This is a genomic window from Siccirubricoccus sp. G192 (assembly GCF_019084075.1).
GTDB lineage: Bacteria > Pseudomonadota > Alphaproteobacteria > Acetobacterales > Acetobacteraceae > G192.
On record NZ_JAHREN010000001.1, the window covers coordinates 4,223,230 to 4,246,158 of the forward strand.

Sequence of the window (22,929 nt, forward strand, 5' to 3'; positions counted from 1 at the left end):
CCATGGGGGTCTTCGAGCGCTACCTGACGCTCTGGGTGGCGCTCTGCATCCTCGCCGGCATCGCGCTCGGCCAGGCCATGCCGGCCGCCTTCCAGGCGATCGGCGCGGCGACGCTCGCGGAGGTCAACCTGCCGGTCGCGGTGCTGGTCTGGCTGATGATCGTGCCGATGCTGCTCAAGATCGACCTGGCCGCGCTCGGGCAGATCGGCAGGCACTGGCGGGGGATCGCCGCCACGGTCGGGATCAACTGGCTGGTCAAGCCCTTCTCCATGGCGCTGCTGGGCTGGCTCTTCATCGGCTGGCTGTTCCGGCCCTGGCTGCCGGCCGGGCAGATCGACAGCTACATGGCCGGGCTGATCCTGCTGGCGGCGGCGCCCTGCACGGCCATGGTCTTCGTCTGGTCGAACCTGGTGGATGGCGAACCGCATTTCACGCTCAGCCAGGTCGCGCTCAACGACATGATCATGGTGGTGGCCTTCGCGCCGATCGTGGGCCTCCTGCTGGGCCTGTCCTCGATCACGGTGCCATGGAACACGCTGCTGCTCTCCGTGGTGCTCTACATCCTCGTGCCGGTGGTGGTGGCGCAGCTCTGGCGACGGGCGCTGCTGGCGCGCGGTGGCCAGGCGGCGCTCGGCCGCATATTGCGGCGGCTGGCCCCGCTCTCCCTCGCGGCGCTGCTGCTGACGCTGGTGCTGCTCTTCGGCCTGCAGGGCGAGCAGATCATGCGGCAACCGGCCGTTATCGCGCTGCTGGCGGTGCCGATCCTGATCCAGGTCTATTGCAATGCGGGGCTGGCCTATTGGCTCAACCGCCGGCTCGGGGTCGAGTGGTGCGTGGCCGGTCCTTCTGCCCTGATCGGAGCCAGCAATTTCTTCGAGCTGGCCGTGGCGACCGCCATCGCGCTGTTCGGCTTCCAGTCGGGCGCGGCGCTCGCCACCGTGGTCGGCGTGCTGGTCGAGGTGCCGGTGATGCTCTCGGTCGTGCACATCCTCCGCCGCTCGCGGGGGTGGTACGAGCGCGGCGCGGCGGCGCGCTACATCCCCGCCGCCCAATCCGGCTCCCGCCACTCCGCCCCCTCGTCCAGCGGATAAACCGGCCGCGGCAACCGCTTCCATGCGAAATTCGCCAACACCGGGCTGGTCAGCCCCGGCGCATCCACCTCGAAGATGCGGTCCTCCGGGAAGAACTCGTCGAAGCCGGCGCGGAAATGGCCGCGGCTCTTCACCACCACGCAGCGCGCGGCGGCGATGTCCACGCCATGCATCTCCAGCATCCGCGGCTCATGCAATTGCCGCCGCAGGCTGCCCAGCACCACGCGCAGCCCGGACCCCTCCAGTTCCAGCAGCGCCGAGGGGCCGAGGTCGAAGCGCCGCCCGGCCATGGTGCCGCGCCGGCCCACCCCCTTGCCGTCGCGCAGCGCCAGCACCCGCGCCGGCGCCGTGAAGCGCTTCGAGAATTCGCTCTCCACGCGGTTGAACACCGCCTCGAACCGCGCCCCCTCGCCCAGCCGATGCGCCTCCGCCGCCAGCGCCGGATCGATGAAGACGCCGAGCACGACGCCCTGCGCCCCCGCCTCATGCAGCGCCCGCAGCAGCCAGGCGGTATTGCCGCGGCCGCCACCACCGGGATTGTCGCCGGAATCGGAGAAGATCACCGGCGGATGCTCGCCCCGCCCGGCCCGCAAGGCGAGGTCAGTCGCCTCCGTCACCGAGAGCAGGCGCCGCACATGCCGCCCGCGCTCCGCCCAGGCGCGCCGCGCCAGCCCGAGCGCCGCCGCGCGTGCCACGTCCAGCGCGCCGTCCCGTGCCGTGACCGTCACCGTCATCCCGCATTTCGGCAGGTCGGAAAACACGAAGCCGCCCGTCACGGAGGCATTGGCGATGCGCGCATCCTCCCGCATCAGCGCCTCCGCATCCCGCACCAGGTCGGCATAGGGGCCGGCGGCGGTCAGCAGCGTCACCGTCGGCGGCGCCAGGGGCAGCCGGATGAAGGCGCGGGCGAAATGCCCGCCCGCCAGCAATTCCCGCAGCAGCCCGGCCGATTCGGCGGCGCGGGCGGCCATGTCCACATGCGGGTTCGTGCGGTAGGCGACAAAGGCATCGACGGATTCGACCAGCCGCTCGCTCACATTGCAGTGAAGGTCGTGCGAACAGACCACCGGCACCGCCGGCCCGACGATCCGCCGCACCAGGGCGGCCAGGGTGCCGTCGCTATCCTCGTCGCCGGTGGCGGAGGAGGCGCCGTGGCTGGCGATATAGACCCCGTCCAGCGGCAGGGCGGCGGCCAGGCCGCGGGCGATCTCGTCCAGGAAGCCGTGCAGGACCGCCTGCTCGATCGGCCCGCCGGGTGGTGCGGCGGCGATCAGCAAGGGCAGCGGCACCCAGGGCCCGGCCGCATCCATGCTGCGGTAGAAGCCGGCGACCTCGGAGGGCATCTGGCTGGCCTCGGCCCGGGCGAGCGCGGTGATCTCCTCGCCGCGCACCAGGCATTGCCGGGTGAAATCCTCCAGCACCGTGGGCGGCGCGAAGGCATTCGCCTCCAGATGCAACCCCAGCACCGCGATCCTGGGCGCTGTCCTGCCGTTCCGGTCCATCTCCGTGCCTCCCCCCGATTGCCGCTCCCGCAAGCCCGTATAGACTGTGTTTCAGCGATCGCGGAGGGCCGCCGGGTCCAAGGCGGGAAGCGTCGCCCGGCAAGGGGCAGGGTGGATGATGGGCAGGATCGGGGAGTCGGTCGGGATGCTCGCCCGGTTGGGGGTATCAGGTACAGGCGGCAGCGGGGGCGACCCAGGCCATGGCGGCGGCGCTTCGGCGCCGCGGCCCAGCGGGCGCCGTGCCGCATGATACGGGAGGATGCCCTCCCCCCCGCGCTGGCGGCGATCGTCGCGGGCCTGTCCCGCGAGGTGGCGCCGCCGCTCGAGGTGCGGATCGGCGCGCCGGATCTCCGCCCCTGGATCACCGGCAATGCGCTGCCCGGCGTCTGGAGCTTCACCGCGCCGGAGCCTGGCCCGCATGTCGCGGTGGTGGCGCTGACCCATGGCAACGAGATCGCCGGCGCCGTGGTGCTGGACCGCTGGCTGCGCGCCGGCCTCCGGCCGCAGCGGGGCCGGCTCAGCCTGGTCTTCGCCAATCTCGACGCCTATTCCCGCTTCGACCCGGAAGACCCCACCGCGAGCCGCTTCATCGACGAGGACATGAACCGCCTCTGGGACGAGGAGACGCTCTCGGGCGGCCGCCGCTCCTGCGAATTGCGCCGCGCCCGGCTGCTGCGGCCGTTCTTCGAGACGGTGGATGTGCTGCTCGACCTGCATTCCATGCTCTGGCCCTCCGACCCGCTGATCCTGGCGGGCGGCACGGCACGGGCGCAGCGCCTGGCGCTGGAGGTCGGGCTGCCGCCGCTGGTGGTGGCCGATGAGGGCCATGCGGCCGGCCGGCGGCTGATCGATTTCGGCCCCTTCGCCGACCCCGGGCGTGGCTGCACCGGCCTGCTGGTGGAGGCCGGCGCGCATTGGGAGGCCTCGACCATCGACACCATGGAGGCGGTGGCGGCGCGGCTGCTCCGCCTGCTCGGCACGGCGGGCGCGGAGGATGCCCTGCTCCGGCCGGACCCGCCGGGCCGGGAGATGCCGCGGCCCCGCCTGGCCGAGGTGACGCGCACCATCACCGCCCGCACCCCGGGCTTCGCCTTCATGCGCCCCTTCCGTGGCGGCCAGGTGGTGCCGGCGCGCAACACGCTGATCGCGCTGGATGGCGAGGAGGAGATCCGCACCCCGCACGACGATTGCCTGCTGGTGATGCCGAGCCTGCGCACCATGCCGGGCCATACCGCGGTGCGGCTGGCGCGCTTCGTCGGGGGCTGAGCGCGGCATCAAACCTTGGCGCCCAGCCCTTCGGTGACTGGCCGGCCGCAGCCCAGCAGCAGCGCCACGATCTCCTCCATGCTGCCGAACAGCACCGTCGGCGCGCGGGAGCGGAGCAGTTCGGCCCTGGCATAGCCCCAGCCCACCGCGCCGGCGGCGATGCCGGCGGCCCGCGCCGCCTCGATGTCGCGGGTCTCGTCGCCGATGCCGATGGCCTGCGCGGCCGGCACGCCGCTCCGCTCCAGGATGCGCCGGAACCTGGCGGATTTGCCGAAGAGCGCGGCGCCGCAGCCGTAATGCCCGATCAGCGCGGCATTCTCCGGCCCGAGGATGCGCCGGATATTCGCCTCCGTATTGGAACTGACGATGGCGAGCGTGACGCCCCCTGCCGCCAATCGCCGCAGCATGCCGCCGGTGCCCGCGAAAAGCGGCACCTCCCCGGCCTGCTCGGCCATGCGCCGGCGCATGGCGGCGGCGATCGCCGGCAGCTTCCAGAGCGGCACGCCGAGATGGCGGATGATGGCCTGGTTGTCCTGGCCGCGCAGCATCTCGACCTCGGCCTCCGAGACCTGGCGGAAGCCGTGGCGCTGCGCCACCTCATTGATGGCGCCGCGCATCCAGTCGAGGCTATCGGCCAGAGTGCCGTCGAAATCGAAGATCGCCAGCCGCCAGGGCATGGCCTGGTTCGGCACGGGCAGGGTCAGGCCGGCTCCCCCTCCACCGGCTCATGGCCAAGCCGGCGCAGGAAATCGGCGATGTCCCGCGCCGCCGCCTCCACCGCCGCCGCCTCGGTGCCCTTGGCCACCAGCGCCACGCCGCCGCCGGGGGCGCGGTAATAGGGATAGCTGCCGATATCGAGCGCGGGGTAGCGCGCCTGGATCGCCGCGAGCCCCTCGGCGATCAGGCCCTCATAGACGCCATCCGCATGCACGGTATGCGACAGCACCGGCCGGCCGCGCGGCAGTTGCGGCGCCAGCGCCTCGAACATGGAGCGCATGATGCGGGGCACGCCGGCCATGACATGCACATTGCCCATGCTGAAGCCGGGCGCGCTGGTCTCGTCGCAGCGGATCGGCACGGCGCCGCGCGGCAGGGTCGCCATGCGGAGGCGGGCGGCGTTGAACTCCACCGGCGGGCTGCGGCGGGCGTAGTCGGCGGCCATCAGGGCACGGGTTTCCTCATGCACCTCCCAGGGCACGCCGAAGGCGCGGGCCACGCATTCGCTGGTGATGTCGTCATGCGTGGGACCGATGCCGCCGGTGGTGAAGACATGGTCGAATTGGCCCGCACCTCATTGACCGTCGCGATGATGGTCTCGGGCACATCCGGGATCACCCGCACCTCCCGCATCGGGATGCCGAGCTCGCCCAGGCGGGTGGCCAGGAATTGCAGGTTGGCGTCGCGGGTGCGGCCGGAGAGCACCTCGTTGCCGATGATGAGCAGGCAGGCGGTGGGATTCATGGGGCGGGGGCCTCCGGGGTCCAGAGCGGGATGGCGAGGGTTTCGGCATGGCGCGCCAGCCGTGCATCGAAGGTGGCGAGCATCGCCTCCTCCCGCCGGCAGAGCGCCAGGTAGAAGCAGTCGTAGATGGGGTGGCCGAGACGCAGGGCGATTGCCATGGCGCTATCCAGCAGCACCGGATCGGGGATGAAGCTGATAGCACCGGTCTGGAGTTCGTGCAGGGCTGTCTCCGGATAGCCAGGCGGCGTCGGAAGGCGGCGCCGGATGCGGCTCAACAGCGCATTCGCGGTCTCCGCCAGCACCAGGGTGGGCGCGAAGAGCGGGGCGGCGCCGCGCTGCAACTGGCGCGCAATCGGCGATTGCACCTCATCGGCGTACCAGGCGACGGTGACGGAGGCGTCGCAGACAACCGGCGTCACTTCGCTTCCTTCGCCTCCGTCGTCTGCTTGGCAAGCTGCTCGTCCAGCAGCCGTTCCATCCGGTCGTAGTCACGGTAGGCACGAATGACCGCCACCGAATCCCAGGTGGGGTCGTAGGTGGTCTGCGCCCGCAGCGCATCGGCGCGATCCGCCCAGGCCTTGCGGTCATCGAGTTGCGCCGCCGCGGCCAGCGCCTCCCGCGCCACCTGTTCGAGCGAGGTGCCGCGCGATTGCGCCTTCTGCTTCAGCCGCTCGATCACTGCATCATCAAGGTTCCGCACGAGAACCTGGCCCATGGCATCCTCCGCTAGCGTGCAGTGCTATCAAATGGGGTGCCGGCTGGCTACAGGAAGTCCCTGAGCATCGCCACCAGCGGCTTGTCGGCTGGCGGCATGGCGTAGTCGCCCAGCCGTTGCGGTCGCACCCAGGCCAGCGCCTGGCCCTCGGTGGCCCGCACGATGCCGCCCCAGCGCCGGCACAGGTAGAGCGGCATCAGCAGGTGGAAGGCCTCATAGGCATGCGAGGCGAAGGTGAAGGGGGCCAGGCAACTGGCGGAGACATCGATATCCAGCTCCTCCTTCAGTTCGCGGATCAGCGCATCCTCCGGCGTCTCCCCCGGCGCCGCCTTGCCACCGGGGAATTCCCAGAGCCCGGCCAGCGGCTTGCCCTCCGGCCGCCGGGCCAGCAGCACCCGGCCATCGACATCCACCAGGGCGCAGGCGGCCACCAGCAGGATCGGCTTGCCGCCTGGTGCCACCGGCGCGGCCAGCGCAGGTTCCGGCGCCGGATCGGCGGTGAGGTCCTCGCGGCCGCCCTGGAACAGCAGCACCGGCATCGGCCCGCCGCGCGAGAGGAAGGGCTGCATCGCCTCCCCCACCTCCAGGAAGCCGAGGCGCCGCAGCACCGCCGCGGAACGGGCATTGTCGCGCAGCACGCTGGCGCGGATGCCCTCGATGTCGAGATTGGCCAGTGCCCAGCGCAGCAGCCGCCCAGCCGCCTCCGGCGCGACGCCATGCCCCCCAGAAGCGCCGCCCGACCCAGTAGCCGAGTTCCGCCAGCCTGCCGCCCCGGTCGTTGCTGCCGCGGTCGCGGGTGAGGCCGACGCAGCCCACCAGCACCTCCCGCCCCGCCTCCTCGCCGACGATCGCCAAGTGCCAGGCCTCCCCGGCGGCGAGCTGCGCCCAGGTGGAGGCGATCCATTCATCGGCCAGCGGCCGCGGATAGGGGAAGGGCACGCGGGCCAGGGTCTTCGCCACTTCCCAGTCATTGACCAGCCGGTGCAGCGCGGGCGCATCCTCGGCACGGAGCGGGCGGAGCGTCAGCCGCTCGGTCTTCAGCGGGGTGAAATCGGGGGGGGAGAGGGTCAAGCGGATCGGGGCCCCTGGGGTCGCGGTGGGGGCGCATGGATGGCCAGAGGCGCGCCGCTGTCAACGCGCGGCGCGCCGGATCGGGCCGGGTTCAGCTCCGATAGCTGCCGTTGATGTCGATGTAGCCATGCGTCAGGTCGCAGGTCCAGGCGGTGGCCTGGCCGCGGCCGAGGCCGAGATCGATGGTAATCTCCACCTCGCGGCCCTGCATGTGCTGGACCACCGGCGTTTCGTCATAACCCGGCACCACGCCGCCCTCCCGCGCCATCCAGGTGCCGCCGACCGCGATGGAGAGCTTGTCGCGGTCCGCCGGCTCCCCCGCCTTGCCCACGGCCATGACGATGCGGCCCCAATTGGCGTCGCCGCCGGCGATGGCGGTCTTGACCAGGGGCGAATTGGCCACCGCCATGGCGATGCGATGCGCCGAGCGCTTGCTCGTGGCACCGGTCACCTCGATGCGGACCAGCTTCTGCGCCCCCTCCCCGTCCCGCGCCACCATCAGCGCCAGGTCCATCAGCACCTCGTCCAGCGCCCGGGCGAAGTCGCGCAGCAGCGGCCCGCCCTCCGCCGGCACGCGGGGGTGCTTCACCTGGCCGGTGGCGAAGGCGAGCACGGTGTCGCTGGTGGAGGTATCGGAATCCACCGTCACGCAGTTGAAGCTGCGGTCGCAGCCCCGCTTCAGCAGCGCCTGCAAGGCGGCGGCCGGGAGTTTCGCATCGGTGGCGATGAAGCTGAGCATCGTCGCCATGTCGGGTGCGATCATGCCGCTGCCCTTGGCGATGCCGGCGATGCTGACGGTGGCGCCGCCGATCTCCGCCGTCCGCACCGCGGCCTTGGGGAAGGTGTCGGTGGTCATGATGCCGCGCGCCGCATCGGCCCAAGCGTCGGGCGCCAGCGCCGCATGCAGCGCCGGCAGCGCCGCGGTCAGCTTCTCGTGCGGCAGGGTCTCGCCGATCACCCCGGTGGAGGCCAGGAAGACCTCGCCGGGCTTGCAGCCGACCAGGGCGGCGGCGGCCTCGGCGGTGGCCCGGGTGGCCTCCCGCCCGGCCTTGCCGGTGAAGACATTGGCATTGCCGGCATTCACCACCAGCGCCCGGGCCCGGCCGCCCTTCAGCGCGGCGCGGCACCAGTCCACCGGCGCGCCGGGGCAGCGGTTCCGGGTGAAGACCCCGGCGACGCTGGTGCCGGGGGGGGAATTCCATCATCGTCAGGTCGGCGCGGCCGCGATAGCGGATGCCGGCCTCGATGACGCCGAGGCGGAGCCCGGCGACCGGCGGCACTTCCGGCAGGGGCAGGGCGAGCGGGGAGACGGGCAGGTCCTTGCCAGCCATGGTTCGGGCTCTCTCTAGCGGCGTTGCGGTTGCGGCGCGGTGGGGCTGCGGCCGGCGGGGGGTGAAGCGGGCGCCGGCGGCGCCGCATTGTCGAGAAGGGCGCCGCCCGGGGTCGGCGCCGGCGGCTGGTCGAACCGCTCCACCTGGGCGCTGGCGCGGATGCGGCGCACCACGCCATCCACCCCCTCCTCCAGCATCTTGCGCTGGAGCTGCTGCCGGGCCTCCTCGAAGGGAGGCACCGGGGCGGTGCGGCGCTCCTCCACCTTGATGATGTGCCAGCCGAAGGGGGTGCGGACCGGCGCCTGGCTCACCTGCCCGGCCTGCAGCGCGAAGGCCGCCGCGGCGAATTCCCGGCACCATGTCGCCGCGCTTGAAGAAGCCGAGGTCGCCCCCCTCCTGCGCCCCGGGGCCGGAGGAGCGGCGGCGCGCCACCGCGGCGAAATCCTCGCCGCCGCTGACCTCGGCCAGGGCGGCCCGCGCCTCGGTCTCGGTCTGGACCAGGATGTGGCGGGCATGCACCTCCTCCTCCCCGGTGCGGCGGGCGGCTTCCTGGTCGTAGCGGGCGCGGATGGCGGCCTCGGTCACGGTGGCGCCCACCTCGCGGGAGAGCAGGGCCTGGGTCAGCTCCTGCTCCTCGGCCCGGCGGATGCGGGCGCGCACCTCCTCGTCGCGGTCGAGCCCGGCGGCGCGGGCGGCGGCGACCAGGGCCCGTTCCGTGATGGTGCGCTCCACGAGCTGGCGGGAGATCTCGGGCGGCAGCATCTGCAGCAGCATGGCGGGCGGCATCGAGCGCATCTCGGGCGGCAGCACCTCGGCCGCCGTGGCGGCCACGTCCGAGAGCCGCACTTCCTCGCCATTCACCTTGGCGATCAAGGGGTTCTCGGCCGCGGGAGCCGGGGCGCCAAGGGCCGGGGTGCCAGGGGCTGGGGCAGCGGCGGCCGGGCCGGCCTGGGGCGCCGCCTGGGCCAGGGCCAGGACCGGGGTAAGCAGGGAGGCGGCGAGAATCGCGGGGCGAAAACGCATGCGGGGGCAGAACTCCGGGACGGTGGCGGAGGATGACGGAACCGCGATGGGTCCACAAGCAGCCCCTGCCAGGCAGCCTTGCCAGGCCAGGCCACGACCCGGCGTTGACCTCGGCCCGCCGCTTGCCTATCTGTGCGGCCGCGCCGGGGTCGCGCAGCACCCGCCGCCCGGAGGGGTCAGGGGCGAGGCCCCGTCCTTCCGTTTCCTACTGCTGTCTGCCGGGCCGCCGGGCCGCGTGGCATGCGCGGCCGGCCCGCGCAACCCCGGAGAAGCAAGGCCCGCATGTTCGCCCGCATCGCCCGCGCCCTCTTCGGCACCTCGAACGACCGGGCGCTGAAGCGCCTGCAGCAGCGGGTGCCCGAGATCAATGCGCTGGAGCCCGGCCTGGCCGTGCTTCCGGATGACGCGCTCCGCGCCAGGACCGAGGAGTTCCGGGCGAAGCTCGCCGCCGGGGCCGATCTCGACAGCCTGCTGCCGGAGGCCTTCGCCACGGTGCGGGAGGCGGCCAAGCGCGTGCTCGGCCTCCGGCACTTCGACGTGCAGATGATCGGCGGCATGGTCCTGCATGAGGGCAAGATCGCCGAGATGAAGACCGGCGAGGGCAAGACCCTGGTGGCGACGCTGCCGGTCTACCTCAATGCCATCGCCGGCAAGGGCGTCCATGTCGTCACGGTGAACGACTACCTGGCGAAGCGCGACTCGGAATGGATGGGGCGGCTGTATCGCTTCCTCGGCCTCTCCACCGGCGTCATCGTCCATGGCCTGACCGATGAGGAGCGCCGCGCCGCCTATGCCGCGGATGTCACCTACGGCACCAACAACGAATTCGGCTTCGACTACCTCCGCGACAACATGAAGTACCGGCTGGACGAGATGGTCCAGCGCGACTTCAACTTCGCCATCGTCGATGAGGTGGACAGCATCCTCATCGACGAGGCGCGCACGCCGCTCATCATCAGCGGCCCCTCCGAGGACAGTTCCGACCTCTACCGCCAGGTGGACGAGGTCGTGAAGCTGCTGGTCCAGGACAAGGCCACCTACGACAAGGACGAGAAGCAGCGCACCGCCTCGCTCACGGAGGAAGGCTCGGAGGCGGTGGAGCAGCGGCTGCGCGAGGCCGGGTTGCTACAGGAAGGCGCCCTCTACGACTTCCACAACGTGACCCTGGTGCACCACGTCAACCAGTCGCTGCGCGCCCATGTGCTGTTCACCCGGGATGTCGACTACATCACCCGGGACGACAAGGTGGTGATCATCGACGAGTTCACCGGCCGCATGATGGAGGGCCGGCGCTATTCCGATGGCCTGCACCAGGCGCTGGAGGCGAAGGAACACGTCACCGTCCAGCCCGAGAACCAGACGCTGGCCTCCATCACCTTCCAGAACTACTTCCGGCTCTATCCCAAGCTGGCCGGCATGACCGGCACGGCCGCAACCGAGGCCGACGAATTCGCCGAGATCTACAAGCTGGAAGTGATGGAGATCCCGACCAACGTCCCGGTGATCCGCAAGGACAGCGACGACGAGGTCTATCGCAGCGCCACCGAGAAATACGACGCCGTCATCACCCTGATCGACGAGGCCCGCACCCGCGGCCAGCCCTGCCTGGTCGGCACCACCAGCATCGAGAAGTCGGAGCTGATCTCTTCCCTGCTCAAGAAGCGCGGCGTGCCGCACAACGTGCTGAACGCCCGCTACCATGAGCAGGAGGCGGAGATCGTCGCCCAGGCCGGGCGCCCCGGCGCCGTCACCATCGCCACCAACATGGCCGGGCGCGGCACCGACATCCAGCTCGGCGGCAATGTCGAGATGCTGGCGCGGCAGGAGAGCGGCGCTAGCGAGGGGTCGGACTACGAGGCCGCGCTCGCCCGCCACAAGGCGGAGGTGGAGACCGCCCGCGCCACCGCGAAGGCGGCCGGCGGCCTCTTCGTCATCGGCACCGAGCGGCATGAGAGCCGGCGCATCGACAACCAGCTCCGCGGCCGCTCCGGCCGCCAGGGCGACCCGGGCGCCAGCCATTTCTTCCTCTCGCTGGAAGACGACCTGATGCGCATCTTCGGCAGCGACCGCATGGGCGGCATGCTGCAGAAGCTCGGGCTGAAGGAGGGCGAGGCGATCGTCCACCCCTGGATCAACAAGGCCCTGGAGAAGGCGCAGAAGAAGGTCGAGGCACGGAACTTCGACACCCGCAAGAACCTGCTGAAATACGACGATGTCATGAATGACCAGCGGCGGGAGGTCTATGCCCAGCGCCGCGCCTTCATGCAGGCCGAGGACGTGGCCGAGACGGTGGCCGAGATGCGCCGCGAAAGCATCGGCGACATGGTCGACAAGGCGATCCCCGAGAACGCCTATCCCGAGCAATGGGACCTGGTCGGGCTCGAGGAGAAGGTCCGCACCGAGCTCGGCCTCGACCTGCCGGTCATCGCCTGGGGCAAGGAGGAGGGCATCGACGAGACGGCGGTGCGCGACCGCATCCAGGCCGCCGCCGACCAGGTCTATGCCGCCAAGGCCGCCAATATCGGCCCCGACCTCATGCGCATGGTCGAGAAGTCGCTGCTGCTGCAGATCTTCGACCAGGTCTGGAAGGAGCACCTGCTGGCGCTCGACCATCTGCGCCAGGGCATCGGGCTGCGCGCCTATGGCCAGCGCGACCCGCTGAACGAGTACAAGTCCGAAGCCTTCCTCCTGTTCAACACCATGCTGGCCGACCTGCGGGAGCGGGTGACCGGCGTGCTGCTGCGGATCGAACTCCGCCCCGACCAGCCGCCACCCTCGCCGGAGCCGGTGCGGGTGCTCGACCTGCGCCACCCCGACCCCGCCATGGCCGAGCTGGAAATGGCCGATGCCGGCGGCCCCGGCTATGCCGCCATGCCGATCGGCACCGCCACGGCGCCGCGCCAGGCCGAGGGCGTCGATCCGGCCGATCCCGCCACCTGGCACCGCACCCCGCGCAATGCCTCATGCCCCTGCGGCAGCGGCAAGAAGTACAAGCACTGCCACGGCCGCCTCGGCTAGGCAGGGCGCGACTCAGGCGGGCGCCGGAGCCGAGCCGCCAGGGCGGCGCCCCGCCGCCCGATGCCGAGGCGCGGCTGCTGCACCGGGACGGCCAGCTTCTGGTCCTGGACAAGCCGGCCGGCCTGCCGGTGCATCGCGGCCCGCGCGGCGGCGCCTCGCTGGAGGATTGGCTGCCCGTCCTAGCCCTCGGCAAGCGGCGGGCGCCGCAGCCGGCGCATCGGCTCGATACCGACACCGCGGGCTGCCTGGTGCTGGGCCGCACGAAGCCGGCCCTGGCGGCGCTCGGCGCCCTGTTTGCCGCCGGGCGGGTGGAGAAGACCTATTGGGCGGTGGTGCGCGGCGCCCCGCCGGCGCCGGCGGGGGAGGTCGCCGCGCCGCTCGCCAAGCGCAGCACCGCCCGGGATGGCTGGCGCATGGTGGTGGACCCGGAAGGCCAGCCGGCGCTGACCGCCTGGCGGGTGCTGGGCGAAGCCGGGGGCCTCGCCTGGCTGGAACTCCGCCCCCGCACCGGCCGCACCCATCAGCTCCGCGTCCACTGCGCGCATCTCGGCTGCCCGATCCTGGGCGATGCGCGGTATGGCGGCGGCGAAGCGGCCATGCTGCACCTGCTGGCCCGCGCCATCGCCCTGCCGCTCGACCCGCCGGTGACGGCCACCGCGCCGGTGCCGCCGCATATGCGCGCCGCCCTGGCGGCTTGCGGCTGGCGGGAGGCCGCGGAATGAACCAACTGCGCCACCGCGCCGCCCTCGCTTTGCTCGCCCTGCTGGCGGCACCCCCCGCCCTCGCTTTGCTCGCCCTGCTGGCGGCACCCCCCGCCCTGGCGCAGCGCGGCGGCTGCGGCCTGGCTGCGGGGCTGGACGCCCTGCGGGAGGCCGAGCGCGGGCTGGCGGCGCCCCCCGCCTCCCTCACCGCCGGGCGGGAGGAAGCGGCGGTCCTGGGGGCGCGGCTGCATGCGGCCGCCGCCAGCCTGGCCGGCTGCGGCTGCCGCCAAGCCGCGCTGCATGCCATGGAAGCCGCCGGGCTGGCGGAACAGGCGGGGAGCGAGGCCAGCCTGGAGCGCCTCCGCCGCAGCCTCGACCGCGCCCGCTTCTCAGCCGGGCTGGCGCGGGGGCGGCTGGACCGGCAGGGCTGCTCCTGATAACGGCGGCGGAAAGGGGAAACGCCATCATGCAGCCCAGCCGCCGTGCCCTGCTCGCCCTGCCGGTCCTTGCCGCGCCCACCGTGCCGCGTGCCCAGACCGCCCCGGAACGCCCGCTCCGCGCCATCCTGCCCTTCTCCCCCGGCGGCACTACCGATGTCGTGGCCCGGGTGGTGGCGGAGGCCGCCGGCAGCCTGCTCGGCCAGCCCGTGGTGATCGAGAACCGCACCGGCGCCGGCATCGTGGTCGGCACCGATGCCGCGGCCAAGGCGGAGCCGGATGGGCAGACCGTGCTCATCACCTCCAGCGCCCATGCCATCGCCCCCGCCCTGGTGGCGCGGCTGCCCTATGACCCGGCGGGCGGCTTCACCGGCGTGGCGGTGCTCGGCAATATCCCGCAGGTGGTGGCGGTGGACCCGCGCCTGCCGGTGCAGGACCTCGCCGGCTTCCTGGCCCTGCTGCGGGCCAATCCCGGGCGTTACGCCTATGCCTCGGCGGGGGTCGGCAGCGCCATCCATCTGGGCTCGCTGCTGTTCCTCTCGGCGGCGGGGGTGGAGATGCTGCATGTCCCCTATCGCGGCGGCGGGCCGGCCATGCAGTCGGTCATCGGCGGCGAGACGCAGATGGTGATCGACCCCGTCGCCTCCGCCGCGCCGCATGTGCGGGGCGGCTCGGTGCGCGGCCTGGCGGTCGGCGCGGCGAACCGCAGCGCCATCCTGCCGGATGTGCCGACGGCGGCGGAGGCCGGGCTGCCGGATTTCCGCGCCGATGCCTGGGTGGCGGTGCTGGCCCCCGCCCGCACCCCGCCGGCCGCGGTGGCGCGGCTCAATGCCCTGTTCAACGCCGCCACGGCCAAGGCCGCCCGCCGGCTTGGCGAGCTTGGGGTGCAGCCGGTGCCGGAAGCGGCCTCGCCGGAGGCCGTCACCCGCTTCGTGCTGGCCGATATCGAGCGGGTCGGGCCGCTGCTGCGCGCTGCCGGCGTCCGGCCGGAATAGGGGCGCCCCGGGCGCGGCGATCCCGGCGAGGCGGCGCGCGTTGATCCCGGGCATCTGCCTCCTGTCCCGAAAGGATATGCCATGATCCGCGCAAGGCTCCCCGGCGCCGCCCGCGCGCCCCATCTGGCCGCCGCGGCCTGCCTCTCGCTTGGCCTGCTGGCCTCGCCCATGGCCCTGGCGCAATCGGGCGGGGGCGGCGGCTCCGGCGGGGGCGGATCGGGTGGCGCAGGGGGAGCAAGCGCGGGCGGCGCGGCGGGCACCGCGGGGGGGCGGATCGGCCGGCGCCCCCGGCACGGCGGCCGCCAACCGGGGTGCCGCCGGCCAGGTCGGGCAGCCGGGCGTCCCGGGTGGTTCGGCGGGCAGCAGCGCAGCAGGCCGCGGCACCCCTGGCAGCAGCCAGGCCACGGCGCCTTACGCGGGCAGCGGAGGAAGCGGCGGCGCGGCCTCCGGCGGCGCCAACCAGGGCACGGCAGGGCAGCAGGGGCGGAACAGCCAGGCGCAGCAAAGCCAACCCAGCCTGCGTGGCCAAGTCGAGCAGCAGCAGCGTGCCGCCGGCGTCAGCACCCCGCCGGAGCGGGAGCGCGAGCAATTGCGCGACCTCAATGCACTCTCCCGCGAACTGGCCCCGACGGCGCCGCTTCCAGCACCGGATGTCGGCCCCCGGCGCTGAGGCGGCCCGATGACCGCAGGGCCTGGAGGTCTGAATCGGGCCGAAGATACAAGGCCGCGCGATGGCCGAAGGGGGCTTGCTTCCGCGGGGCTGAATCGCTTGGCTGCCTCTGGCGGCAGGGGGTCCTGCCGCAGCCAAGCCGGTCGCCACCCGGCTTGGCCGGCACCCGTCTCGCAAAGCGCCCGGAATCCCTACTCGAAAGCCACCCAGGGTCGCGGCGGCGCGGCCGTGGCATCGCGCCGCGCCGCCTGGACCTCGGCATCCAGCGCGGCGAGGAAGCGGGAGCGGTCGGCGCGGGTCAGCGGCGCCGGGCCGCCCGTCATCACCCCGGCGGCGCGCAGGCCCTGCGCCACCTCCCGCCCGGCCAGCGCGCCGCCGATATTGTCGGTGGTCCAGGGCCTGCCCTTGGGCGAGAGCGCCCGTGCGCCCTTCGCCAGGCAGCGCGCGGCCAGGGGGGATGTCGGAGGTGACACAGACATCGCCGCGGGAGATCCGCTCGGCGATCCAGTCATCGGCGGCATCGGCGCCCTCGGCCACCACCACCATCTGCACATTCGGCAGGCCCGGCGGTCGCACCGGGCGGGAGCCGTTGCTCACCACGAAAACCTGCAGGCCGAGGCGGGTGGCGACGCGGAACACCTCCTCCCGCACCGGGCAGGCATCGCCGTCCACATGGATGCTTGTCATGCGGGCGACCATGCGGTTGGCGGCCCCGGGCCGCAAGCCATGCGCCGCGCCCCCCGGCCGGCGAATCCTACCGCACCCGCACCTCCGCCCGCGCCGCCGCGCCCTCCGCGTCCAATACCGTCACCCGGTAGAAGCCGGGGCCGGGCGGCGTCCAGGCCGCCTCGCGCCGGGCGGGCTCGGCCGGCACCGGGCTGCCATCCACCAGGAAGGTGAGCGGCCGGCGGCCGCCGCTGGCGCGGAGGGTGACATGGCCCGGCCCTTCCTCCAGCACCGCGCCGGGTGGCGGGAAGACCAGGCGCAACCGGTCCATCGCCTCGGCCAGGGCGGGTGTGGCGCCAGGGCTGGTGACGATGCGGGCCGGCAGGGGGCTGCGCGGCGCCGGCGGCAGGCGCTCGAACAGCCGGGCCAGCAGCGGCAAGGCAATGCGGGCGCCGGTCGCACCGGGCAGCGGCGTGCCGTCCGGCCGGCCGACCCAGACGCCCACCACATGCCGGGCATCCAACCCCAAGGCCCAGGCATCGCGGCCGCCCCAGCTCGTGCCGGTCTTCCAGGCGATGTCCGGCGGCCCGCCGGCCGGGAAAGGGTTCACCAGGATGGCGGTGGCGAGGCCCGCCGCGCGCGGCTCGAACACCAGGCGCCCCGCCCCGGCCGGCGTCATGGGCACCAGCCGCAGCGGCGCCGCCCGCCCGCCATCGCCGAGCGCCGCATAGAGCCCCACCATCTCCCGCAGCGTGGTGCCGAGCCCGCCGAGCGCCAGGGGCAGCGAGGGATCGGTGCCCGGCGGCAGGCGTGGGGGCGCGCCGGCCGCCTTCAGTGCCGCGGCGAAGCGCAGTGGCCCAAGCTCCGCAAGCAGCGCCACCGCCGGCAGGTTCAGCGATTGCCGCAGCGCATCCGCCACGGTGATCCGCCCGGCGAAGTCGCGGTTGAAATTCTCCGGCGCATAGCCGCCGAAGCGGCGCGGCAGATCGGCCAGCAGGGTCTCCGGCGCGGCGATGCCGGCCTCGAAGGCCATGGCATAGAGCACGGGCTTCAGCGCCGAACCCGGCGAGCGGATCGCCCGCGTCAGGTCCAGCGCCCCGGCCCGGCCCTGGTCGCCGAAATCGCCGCCAACCAGCGCCCGCACCTCCCGCGAATGCAGGTCGGCCACCAGCAGCGCCAGCGAGGCACGGTCCGGCAGGCCGCGCAGCGCTGCCGTGGCGATCTCCTCTGCGGCCCGCTGCAAGCCGAGGTCGAGGCTGCTGGCAATGCGGGGGGTATCGGCGCCCTGCGCCAATTCGCGGGCCAGATGCGGCGCCAGACGCGGCATCGGCAGCCGCCGCTCCGGCACCCGCATGGCAAGGGCGAATTCGGTATCGGCCGGGGTGATGCCGGCTGCCCCTTCGGCGCGGCGGGTGAGCAGCGCATTGCGCGCCGCCGTGGCACGCTCCGGATGGCGATCGGGCCGCAGCGCTTCCGGCCGGCGCGGGATGGCGACCAGCAGCGCCGCCTCGGCCGGGTCGAGCCGCCCGGCCGGCCGGCCGAACCAGGCCAGCGCCCCGGCCCGCACCCCTTCCAGGTTGCCGCCCTGCGGCGCCAGTGTCAGCCAGATGCCGAGGATCTCATCCTTGCTGAAACGCGCTTCCAGTTGCAGGGCGCGGAGGATCTCGATGGCCTTGCTGCGCAGGCTGCGCGGCCGCGGCTCCAGCAGCCGGGCGGCCTGCATGGTGAGGGTGGAGCCGCCGGAAACCACCCTCCCCGCCCGCGCCCATTGCACCGCGGCCCGCGCCAGTGCCAGCGGATCGACGCCGGGATGCAGGCGGAAGCGGCGATCCTCGGCGGCGATCAACAATTCGATGAGGTGCGGCGGCACGTCGCCGGCGGCGGTGGCCAGGCGCCAGATCCCACCCGGCGCGGGCAGCACGGAAAGGGTGCGGCCCTCGCGGTCCAGCACTTCGGTGCCGAGGCTGTGCAGCCGTGAGAGGTCGGGCGGCAGGGCGCGGTCCAGCGCCAGGATGCCGGCGCCGAGGATTGCCGCCAGCGCCAGCGTAGCGAGTCCGGCCTTCGTGGATCGCGCCATGCCAGGCCGGGCGCGATCCGTCGCGGGCTCGCCCGGGCCATGGCGGCGCCAGCGCCGCACCGGTCAGCCCTCCGCCGGCGCCGTGGCGTCAGCGGCTCCGGCAAGGCGGATTGCGGCCATCTAGTTCTTCATCCCGCCGCCGGGCGCCGCCGGGCGCGGTGCCGGTGCGGGCGGCAGGGCGGGCAGCGGGTCGTCGGGGCCGAGCACGGTGATCCGCCCGGTATTCTGCCGGGCGAAGACCTGCGGCCGATACATGTCCGAGAGATCCGCCCCCGGCAGTTCGAACCGCCCCGCCGTGACCGCGCGCAGCCGCACCGCCAGGCGGGATTCCGGCGCCTCCGGCGTCAGGTCCAGCGCCGCGGCGAAGCGGTCGTCGAGCGCCGGGCTGGCCACCGCCTCGGTCAGGGTGCCGAGCCAGGGCATTCCCGGCACCTCGCCCGCCGCCAGTCGGCCGGCGATCTCGAAGCCGGCCGGCAGCCCCTGCTGCACGATGGCCCGATGCGCCTCCCGGGTTTCGGCGCGCCCTTCCAGCAGCAGCACGAAGACCGTGTTCTGCCTGAGCGCATCGAGGTTCAGCGGCTGCCCGGAGAGGTCGAGGAAGCGCCGGGTGACGCGCATCCCCGCCCGCCCGGCCGGCGCCGGCTGGGCCGGAATGCCGGTGACGGAGACCGCCTGCCAGACCGCGGTATCCGAGGTGTTCCGCACCGTCGCCGGCCCGCCCAGCGCCACCATGACCAGCGGCGCCGGCGGCTGCGCCTGGCCATCGATCGCCACCCGCACCGGCCGGCCATCCCGCCCGAGTGCCGCCGCGGCGGCCACCGCCCAGGCCTGTTCCTGGGTATTGCTCCCGGGCGGGGTCAGTTCCGGCCCGGGCAGCCGGCCCTGCAATTCCGCCAGCCGTGCCGGCAGCAGCCCACTTTCCTTGAGCAGCACCGCCACCGCCAGCGCATCCCGCGCCGCATTGCCGTAGTCGAACAGCCAGGGGCGGCGGGCGCCCGATGCCAGGGCCGCGGCGAAAGCCGCCTCGGCGCGCGGCTGGTCGCCGGCCCGGGCGAAGGCGGCGCCAAGCTGGGCGCGGGCGAGCGGGGTCGGCAGGTCCTCCAGCCGTTCCAGCAGCCGGCGCGCGGCGCCGAGCCGGTGCCGCCCGGCCAGGGCCAGCACATGCAGGCGATAGGCCTGGGCGGCGCGCTCCTCCGGCGTGTCGTCCCGGTTGGTCTCGTCCACCTGCTCCAGCATCTGCTTCAGCGCCTCCTCCAGCGCCGCCTCGGGAATGGCGGCACCGGCGGCGTGGGCGCGCAGCAGCGCCTCCACGGCATAGGGGGTGAGCCAGGGCTGCGCCTCGCCCTGGGCGGACCAGAGGCCGAAGGCGCCGTCGAAGCGCTGCTTGTTCAGCACCCATTCCGCCGCCCGCTGCAGGCGCGCCGCCCGCTCCGCCCCCGCCACGCCGTCCATGGGGATGGCGGCGAAGGCCAGAAGCTGGGAGGCGGATTGCTCCAGGCAGGTGAAGGGGTAGTCGTCCAGCATCCGCAGCATCCCGGCGGCGTCATAGCGGGTCGGCCCGCCGAAGCTGGCCGAGGCCCGCCAGCTTCCGGCCAGGAAGCGACCGAGCGGCGGGTTCAGCGACCGCGTCTCGCCGGCCGGCAGTTCCGCCCCCGCCACCTCGGTGGTGACGGGGCGGGAGGAGCGCACGGTGATGCGGCTCTCGCGGCTGGCGGTGAAGCCGCCCGGCCCGCTGACAGCCAGCCGCAGCACCCCCTCCCCCGTCGCCTCGGCGCGGAGCAGGCTGGCGGGCAGGGCACGGGCATTGGGCGCCAGCCGCGCCGCCAGCCGGGTGGGGCCGGCGAGGGCGATGGCGCCCTCGGCCGAGAGGGTCGCCACCACCTCGCCCTCCGGCAGGTCGAGATTGTGCAGCAGCACCGGCAGCCGCGCCTCGTCGCCCGGCGCCAGGAAGCGGGGCAGCAGCGCCTCTGCCACCACCGCGTCGCGCACGGTGATGGGCTTGCCGGCGGCGCCGGTGCGGTTGCCGGCCCAGGCCACCGCCATCAGGCGGAGTTCCCCGGCGAAATCCGGGATCTCCAGTGTCACCGTGGCGGTGCCGTCCGGCGCCACCGCCACCGGGCCGGAAAACAGCGCCACGGTGCGCTGCGGGATGTCGATGGCGCCGACCGAGAACTCATCGCCACCCTGGCGCAGCGCCGCGACCGCGGCATCGGTGGGCGGGATCAGCCGGCCGTAGTCGTCGCGGATATCGACGCCGAGCCGCCGCTTGCCCATGAAATGCCCGACCGGGTCCGGGGTGGCGAAGCGGGTCAGGCGCAGGATGCCCTCATCCACCGCCGCCAGGGTGAGATGCGCGGCATCCCCGGCATTGCCGAGGCGCAGCGGCACCGCCAGGCGCTGCCGCGGGGTGATGCGCTCGGGTGTTTCAATGGCCACCTCGATCCGCCGCGAGGCGGGGTCGAGTTGCAGCCAGGCCAGGCCGAGCGCGCGGCCGGGATGGCCTTGCCGCGTCTCGCCCGGCCGGAAGACCGTGACCGAGACATAGGCGCCCGGCCCCCAACCGGCATCGACCGGCACCTCCACCTCGGTGCCGCCCTCGGCCACCTGCACCTCCTGCAATGCGACCAGCCGGTCCGTCAGCACCGCGACACTGGCCGGGCCGGCAAAGGGCGCGGTGATGCGGATGCGGGCGGTCTCGCCCGGCGCATAGGCGCGGCGGTCGGCGGCGACATCCACCTTGTCCGGCACCTCCGCGGATTCGGACCCGGCCCAGCCGCTGCGGAAACGGATGGAGGTGATGGCGAGGCCCCCCCGGCTCCGCCACCTCCAGCCGGTAGCGGCCGAAGGGCAGGCGGCGGGCGAAGCGCGTGGGGTGGCCGGCCTCCACCTGCAATTCGGTGGAATCCACCGCCTCGTCCCGCCAGACGGTTTCGTAGCGGGCCAGGCTGCCGCGGGTGACGATGCGCCAGTCCGGCCGCTCCCGCACCAGCCGGGCGCGGAGCCGCCCGGCGGCGGGGCTGCCATCGCCCTCCAGCAGGATGACCTCGAATCCGGCCTCGGCATCGGCATCGATGGCGAAGTCGTTGAACAGCGGCCGCACCCCGATCAGCCGATGCGCCGAGCGCACGGGCAGCGTGACCGAGGTGCGGGAGGCGCGGCCGCCCGGCTCGTCGATCGAGATGCCGATCTCGGCCCGGAGCGGCCGGGTGGTGTCGGGCGCCCGCGGCAGGGAGAGGGCGACGCTGCCCCTGCCCTCGCCATCCAGCGGCTCGATGTCGAAGGAGAGCAGGTCGGGGGCGAATTGCTCATCCGTCAGGCCAAACAGGAAATCCCGATACTGCTCGAAGGGGGAGCGCAGCGCGGTGAGGCGCAATTCGGCCTCGCCGGTCAGCCCGGCGCCCGAGGCGCCATAGAGGAAGCGGGCGTAGACCGGCAGGTCGAGCACCTGGCCCGGCACCAGCGGCCCGGGCGCCGGGCCGGCCCGCACCTCCAGCCGTTCCGGCACGAAGGCATCCACGCGGAACTCGGTCCTGCCGATCGGCGGCGCATTGGGGTCGGCCAGCACCTCCAGCGTCCAGACGCCGGCGGGCGCGCCGCCCACCAGCGCGACCGGCCAGAGGATGGCGCCGCCGGGCTCCCGTGCCGGCACGGCCTCGGCGAAGACGCTGCCATTCGGCCGGCGCAGCCGGAAGCGGGCCGGCAGGTCCACCGGCGCGCCGCCGCCATCCCGCAGCAGGGCGGCGGCCTGCACCGTCTCGCCCGGCCGGTAGATGCCGCGATCCAGCCAGAGGAAGGCATCCAGCGGCCCGGGATGCGCGACGCCGCCCGCGCCGCGATCGGAAAGGTCGAAGGAGGCGGCTTCGAGATCGAGCGCGACGAGGTCATCTCCGCGCGCCGCATGCAGCGCCTTGGGCGCCATCGGGCCGGTGCCACGGAGCAGCGGCGCGGCGAAGCGCGCCAGCCCGTCCGGCCCGGTTTCGGCGGTGGCCAGGATGTCGTTGTTGGTGGCCAGCAGCCGGACCTGCACGCCCGCCTCCGGCCGCCCGGCCTGGAGCCCGCGCACCTGCACCGCCAGCCCCTGCGGACTGCGCCAGGCGGTGAGGCCGAGATCGGTGACGATCACCGGCAGCGCCATGGCCCGCGCGCGCGACCCGTCCCCCGGCCGCGCGACCAGCGCATAGAGCCCCGGCCCGGCGGCGCGGAAGGCCTCCGGCAGCGGCAGGGCGTGGCGCTGGACGCGATTGGCCTCGAAGCCCGGCAGCTCGGCGCGGCCCTCCCAGACCACCCGGCCCCAGGTTTCGGGCAACTCGTCCGCACCATAGCCCTCGATCGCCTCGCCCGGCCGCCAGTCGCGGCCGAAGGGCACCAGGTTGCGCTCCGTTACCCGCACCAGCCGCAGCTTGATCGCCGAGATGTTGATGGTGGCCAGCCCGACCCGCGGCTCCTGCCCACGCGGCAGCAGGAAGCTGCTGTTGTCGAAGATGATGCGCGGCGCCCGGTTGGGCATCGCCACCCGCACCGGGGTATCGCGCATCAGCCGCAGCCCGTCCTCGCCGGGCAGGCCGGTGCGCAGGATCAGCCGGGTGGTCTGGCCATATGGCAGGCCGACAGCGCAAAGCTGGTCCCCTTCCCGCACCACGGCCAGACCGGGGATGGCGGGGTCGGCCCGGATCCAGTCGCCCGGCTGCCAGTCGGTGCGGCGGGCGGGGGGGCACGGTGAAGCTGAGGCAGGCGCGGGCCGGCTCGGCCTCGGCCTCGGTATTGATGCGGGCGACCAGCAGCCCGGCGGCGCGGCGGGCCTCGGCCAGCATCTGGCGGTAGCGGGGGTCCTCCGGCGCCCGCTCCACCACCGCCTGCAACGCCTGGAGCTGCTGCACCGGCCGGTCGAGCGCGGCCAGGGCTTCC

General features: G+C 73.7%; 14 protein-coding genes and 6 pseudogenes. 7 read left to right on the plus strand and 13 right to left on the minus strand.

Annotation, left to right across the window (positions count from 1 at the left end; translation table 11 throughout):
* Positions 1–2 precede the first annotated feature (2 nt).
* Positions 3–1,091, plus strand: coding sequence for an ACR3 family arsenite efflux transporter (gene arsB / locus KSF81_RS20385; RefSeq protein ID WP_217381788.1), 1,089 nt, complete (start codon positions 3–5; stop codon positions 1,089–1,091).
* On the opposite strand, the gene KSF81_RS20390 is transcribed toward arsB, so the two are convergent.
* Positions 1,034–2,593 carry a M81 family metallopeptidase gene (locus KSF81_RS20390; RefSeq protein ID WP_217380519.1) on the minus strand — a complete coding sequence of 520 codons (1,560 nt, stop codon included), beginning with the start codon at positions 2,591–2,593 and terminating at the stop codon, positions 1,034–1,036. The genes arsB and KSF81_RS20390 overlap by 58 nt on opposite strands.
* 246 nt (positions 2,594–2,839) lie before the next feature.
* Here KSF81_RS20390 and KSF81_RS20395 point away from each other — a divergent pair, with 246 nt between their 5' ends.
* Positions 2,840–3,859 (plus strand): succinylglutamate desuccinylase/aspartoacylase family protein, encoded by a 1,020-nt coding sequence (locus tag KSF81_RS20395; protein ID WP_217380520.1) that lies wholly within the window; start codon positions 2,840–2,842, stop codon positions 3,857–3,859.
* Positions 3,860–3,867: 8 nt separating this feature from the next.
* Here KSF81_RS20395 and KSF81_RS20400 read toward each other — a convergent pair whose 3' ends face one another.
* The 8 genes and pseudogenes from KSF81_RS20400 to KSF81_RS32345 form a co-directional block, all read right to left on the minus strand.
* Positions 3,868–4,551 (minus strand): HAD hydrolase-like protein, encoded by a 684-nt coding sequence (locus KSF81_RS20400; protein WP_309139634.1) that lies wholly within the window; start codon positions 4,549–4,551, stop codon positions 3,868–3,870.
* An 8-nt stretch (positions 4,552–4,559) separates the two neighbouring features.
* A pseudogene (locus tag KSF81_RS20405) lies at positions 4,560–5,320 on the minus strand (competence/damage-inducible protein A).
* Positions 5,317–5,739 (minus strand): type II toxin-antitoxin system VapC family toxin, encoded by a 423-nt coding sequence (locus KSF81_RS20410; protein ID WP_217380521.1) that lies wholly within the window; start codon positions 5,737–5,739, stop codon positions 5,317–5,319. The pseudogene KSF81_RS20405 and the gene KSF81_RS20410 overlap by 4 nt, the downstream one beginning before the upstream one ends.
* Complete coding sequence (locus KSF81_RS20415) at positions 5,736–6,035, minus strand: FitA-like ribbon-helix-helix domain-containing protein (protein WP_217380522.1); 300 nt, start codon at positions 6,033–6,035, stop codon at positions 5,736–5,738. Before KSF81_RS20415 ends, KSF81_RS20410 begins: the two co-directional genes overlap by 4 nt.
* Positions 6,036–6,082: 47 nt before the next feature.
* Positions 6,083–7,112: pseudogene (locus KSF81_RS20420) on the minus strand (bifunctional GNAT family N-acetyltransferase/(deoxy)nucleoside triphosphate pyrophosphohydrolase).
* 85 nt (positions 7,113–7,197) lie between these two features.
* A pseudogene (gene argJ / locus KSF81_RS20425) lies at positions 7,198–8,437 on the minus strand (bifunctional glutamate N-acetyltransferase/amino-acid acetyltransferase ArgJ).
* A 14-nt stretch (positions 8,438–8,451) separates the two neighbouring features.
* The gene (locus KSF81_RS32340) at positions 8,452–8,952 is read right to left on the minus strand and encodes a peptidyl-prolyl cis-trans isomerase (RefSeq protein WP_254453653.1); all 501 of its coding nucleotides are present in this window, start codon (positions 8,950–8,952) and stop codon (positions 8,452–8,454) included.
* Positions 8,843–9,460 (minus strand): annotated as a pseudogene (locus KSF81_RS32345) (peptidylprolyl isomerase); the annotation flags it as partial. The gene KSF81_RS32340 and the pseudogene KSF81_RS32345, both read right to left, overlap by 110 nt.
* A gap of 282 nt (positions 9,461–9,742) precedes the next feature.
* On the opposite strand from KSF81_RS32345, the gene secA reads away from it, so the two are divergent.
* The 5 genes from secA to KSF81_RS20455 all read left to right on the plus strand — a co-directional run bounded on the left by secA (position 9,743) and on the right by KSF81_RS20455 (position 15,281).
* Positions 9,743–12,478 (plus strand): preprotein translocase subunit SecA, encoded by a 2,736-nt coding sequence (secA, locus tag KSF81_RS20435; protein WP_217380523.1) that lies wholly within the window; start codon positions 9,743–9,745, stop codon positions 12,476–12,478.
* Complete coding sequence (locus KSF81_RS20440) at positions 12,424–13,200, plus strand: RluA family pseudouridine synthase (RefSeq protein ID WP_217380524.1); 777 nt, start codon at positions 12,424–12,426, stop codon at positions 13,198–13,200. The genes secA and KSF81_RS20440 overlap by 55 nt, the downstream gene beginning before the upstream one ends.
* A complete protein-coding gene (locus tag KSF81_RS20445) occupies positions 13,197–13,616 on the plus strand; it encodes a hypothetical protein (RefSeq protein ID WP_217380525.1) in 420 nt (139 codons plus the stop codon). The genes KSF81_RS20440 and KSF81_RS20445 overlap by 4 nt, the downstream gene beginning before the upstream one ends.
* A 29-nt stretch (positions 13,617–13,645) precedes the next feature.
* On the plus strand, positions 13,646–14,611 hold the full coding sequence (locus tag KSF81_RS20450) for a tripartite tricarboxylate transporter substrate binding protein (protein ID WP_217380526.1): 966 nt from the start codon (positions 13,646–13,648) through the stop codon (positions 14,609–14,611).
* A gap of 220 nt (positions 14,612–14,831) precedes the next feature.
* Positions 14,832–15,281 (plus strand): hypothetical protein, encoded by a 450-nt coding sequence (locus KSF81_RS20455; protein ID WP_217380527.1) that lies wholly within the window; start codon positions 14,832–14,834, stop codon positions 15,279–15,281.
* 191 nt (positions 15,282–15,472) lie between these two features.
* On the opposite strand, the pseudogene KSF81_RS20460 reads toward KSF81_RS20455, so the two are convergent.
* The 4 genes and pseudogenes from KSF81_RS20460 to KSF81_RS30185 all read right to left on the minus strand — a co-directional run.
* Positions 15,473–15,968, minus strand: a pseudogene (locus KSF81_RS20460) (YaiI/YqxD family protein).
* Between the two features lie 67 nt (positions 15,969–16,035).
* Entirely contained in the window at positions 16,036–18,024 is a 1,989-nt protein-coding gene (gene pbpC / locus KSF81_RS20465; RefSeq protein WP_217380528.1) for a penicillin-binding protein 1C, read from the minus strand.
* A gap of 120 nt (positions 18,025–18,144) precedes the next feature.
* The gene (locus KSF81_RS20470) at positions 18,145–20,760 is read right to left on the minus strand and encodes an alpha-2-macroglobulin (RefSeq protein WP_217380529.1); all 2,616 of its coding nucleotides are present in this window, start codon (positions 20,758–20,760) and stop codon (positions 18,145–18,147) included.
* Between the two features lie 82 nt (positions 20,761–20,842).
* Positions 20,843–22,558, minus strand: a pseudogene (locus KSF81_RS30185) (MG2 domain-containing protein); the annotation flags it as partial.
* Positions 22,559–22,929 lie beyond the last annotated feature (371 nt).

Excerpts from the sequence above, each read along its gene's own strand:
- KSF81_RS20390 (WP_217380519.1), bottom strand. The coding sequence starts at position 2,593 with ATGGACCGGAACGGCAGGACAGCGCCCAGGATCGCGGTGCTGGGGTTG.
- KSF81_RS20395 (WP_217380520.1), top strand. The coding sequence starts at position 2,840 with ATGATACGGGAGGATGCCCTCCCCCCCGCGCTGGCGGCGATCGTCGCG.
- KSF81_RS20450 (WP_217380526.1), top strand. The coding sequence starts at position 13,646 with ATGCAGCCCAGCCGCCGTGCCCTGCTCGCCCTGCCGGTCCTTGCCGCG.
- KSF81_RS20445 (WP_217380525.1), top strand. The coding sequence starts at position 13,197 with ATGAACCAACTGCGCCACCGCGCCGCCCTCGCTTTGCTCGCCCTGCTG.
- pbpC (WP_217380528.1), bottom strand. The coding sequence starts at position 18,024 with ATGGCGCGATCCACGAAGGCCGGACTCGCTACGCTGGCGCTGGCGGCA.
- secA (WP_217380523.1), top strand. The coding sequence starts at position 9,743 with ATGTTCGCCCGCATCGCCCGCGCCCTCTTCGGCACCTCGAACGACCGG.
- KSF81_RS32340 (WP_254453653.1), bottom strand. The coding sequence starts at position 8,952 with ATGCCCGCCACATCCTGGTCCAGACCGAGACCGAGGCGCGGGCCGCCC.
- arsB (WP_217381788.1), top strand. The coding sequence starts at position 3 with ATGGGGGTCTTCGAGCGCTACCTGACGCTCTGGGTGGCGCTCTGCATC.
- KSF81_RS20415 (WP_217380522.1), bottom strand. The coding sequence starts at position 6,035 with ATGGGCCAGGTTCTCGTGCGGAACCTTGATGATGCAGTGATCGAGCGG.
- KSF81_RS20440 (WP_217380524.1), top strand. The coding sequence starts at position 12,424 with ATGCCCCTGCGGCAGCGGCAAGAAGTACAAGCACTGCCACGGCCGCCT.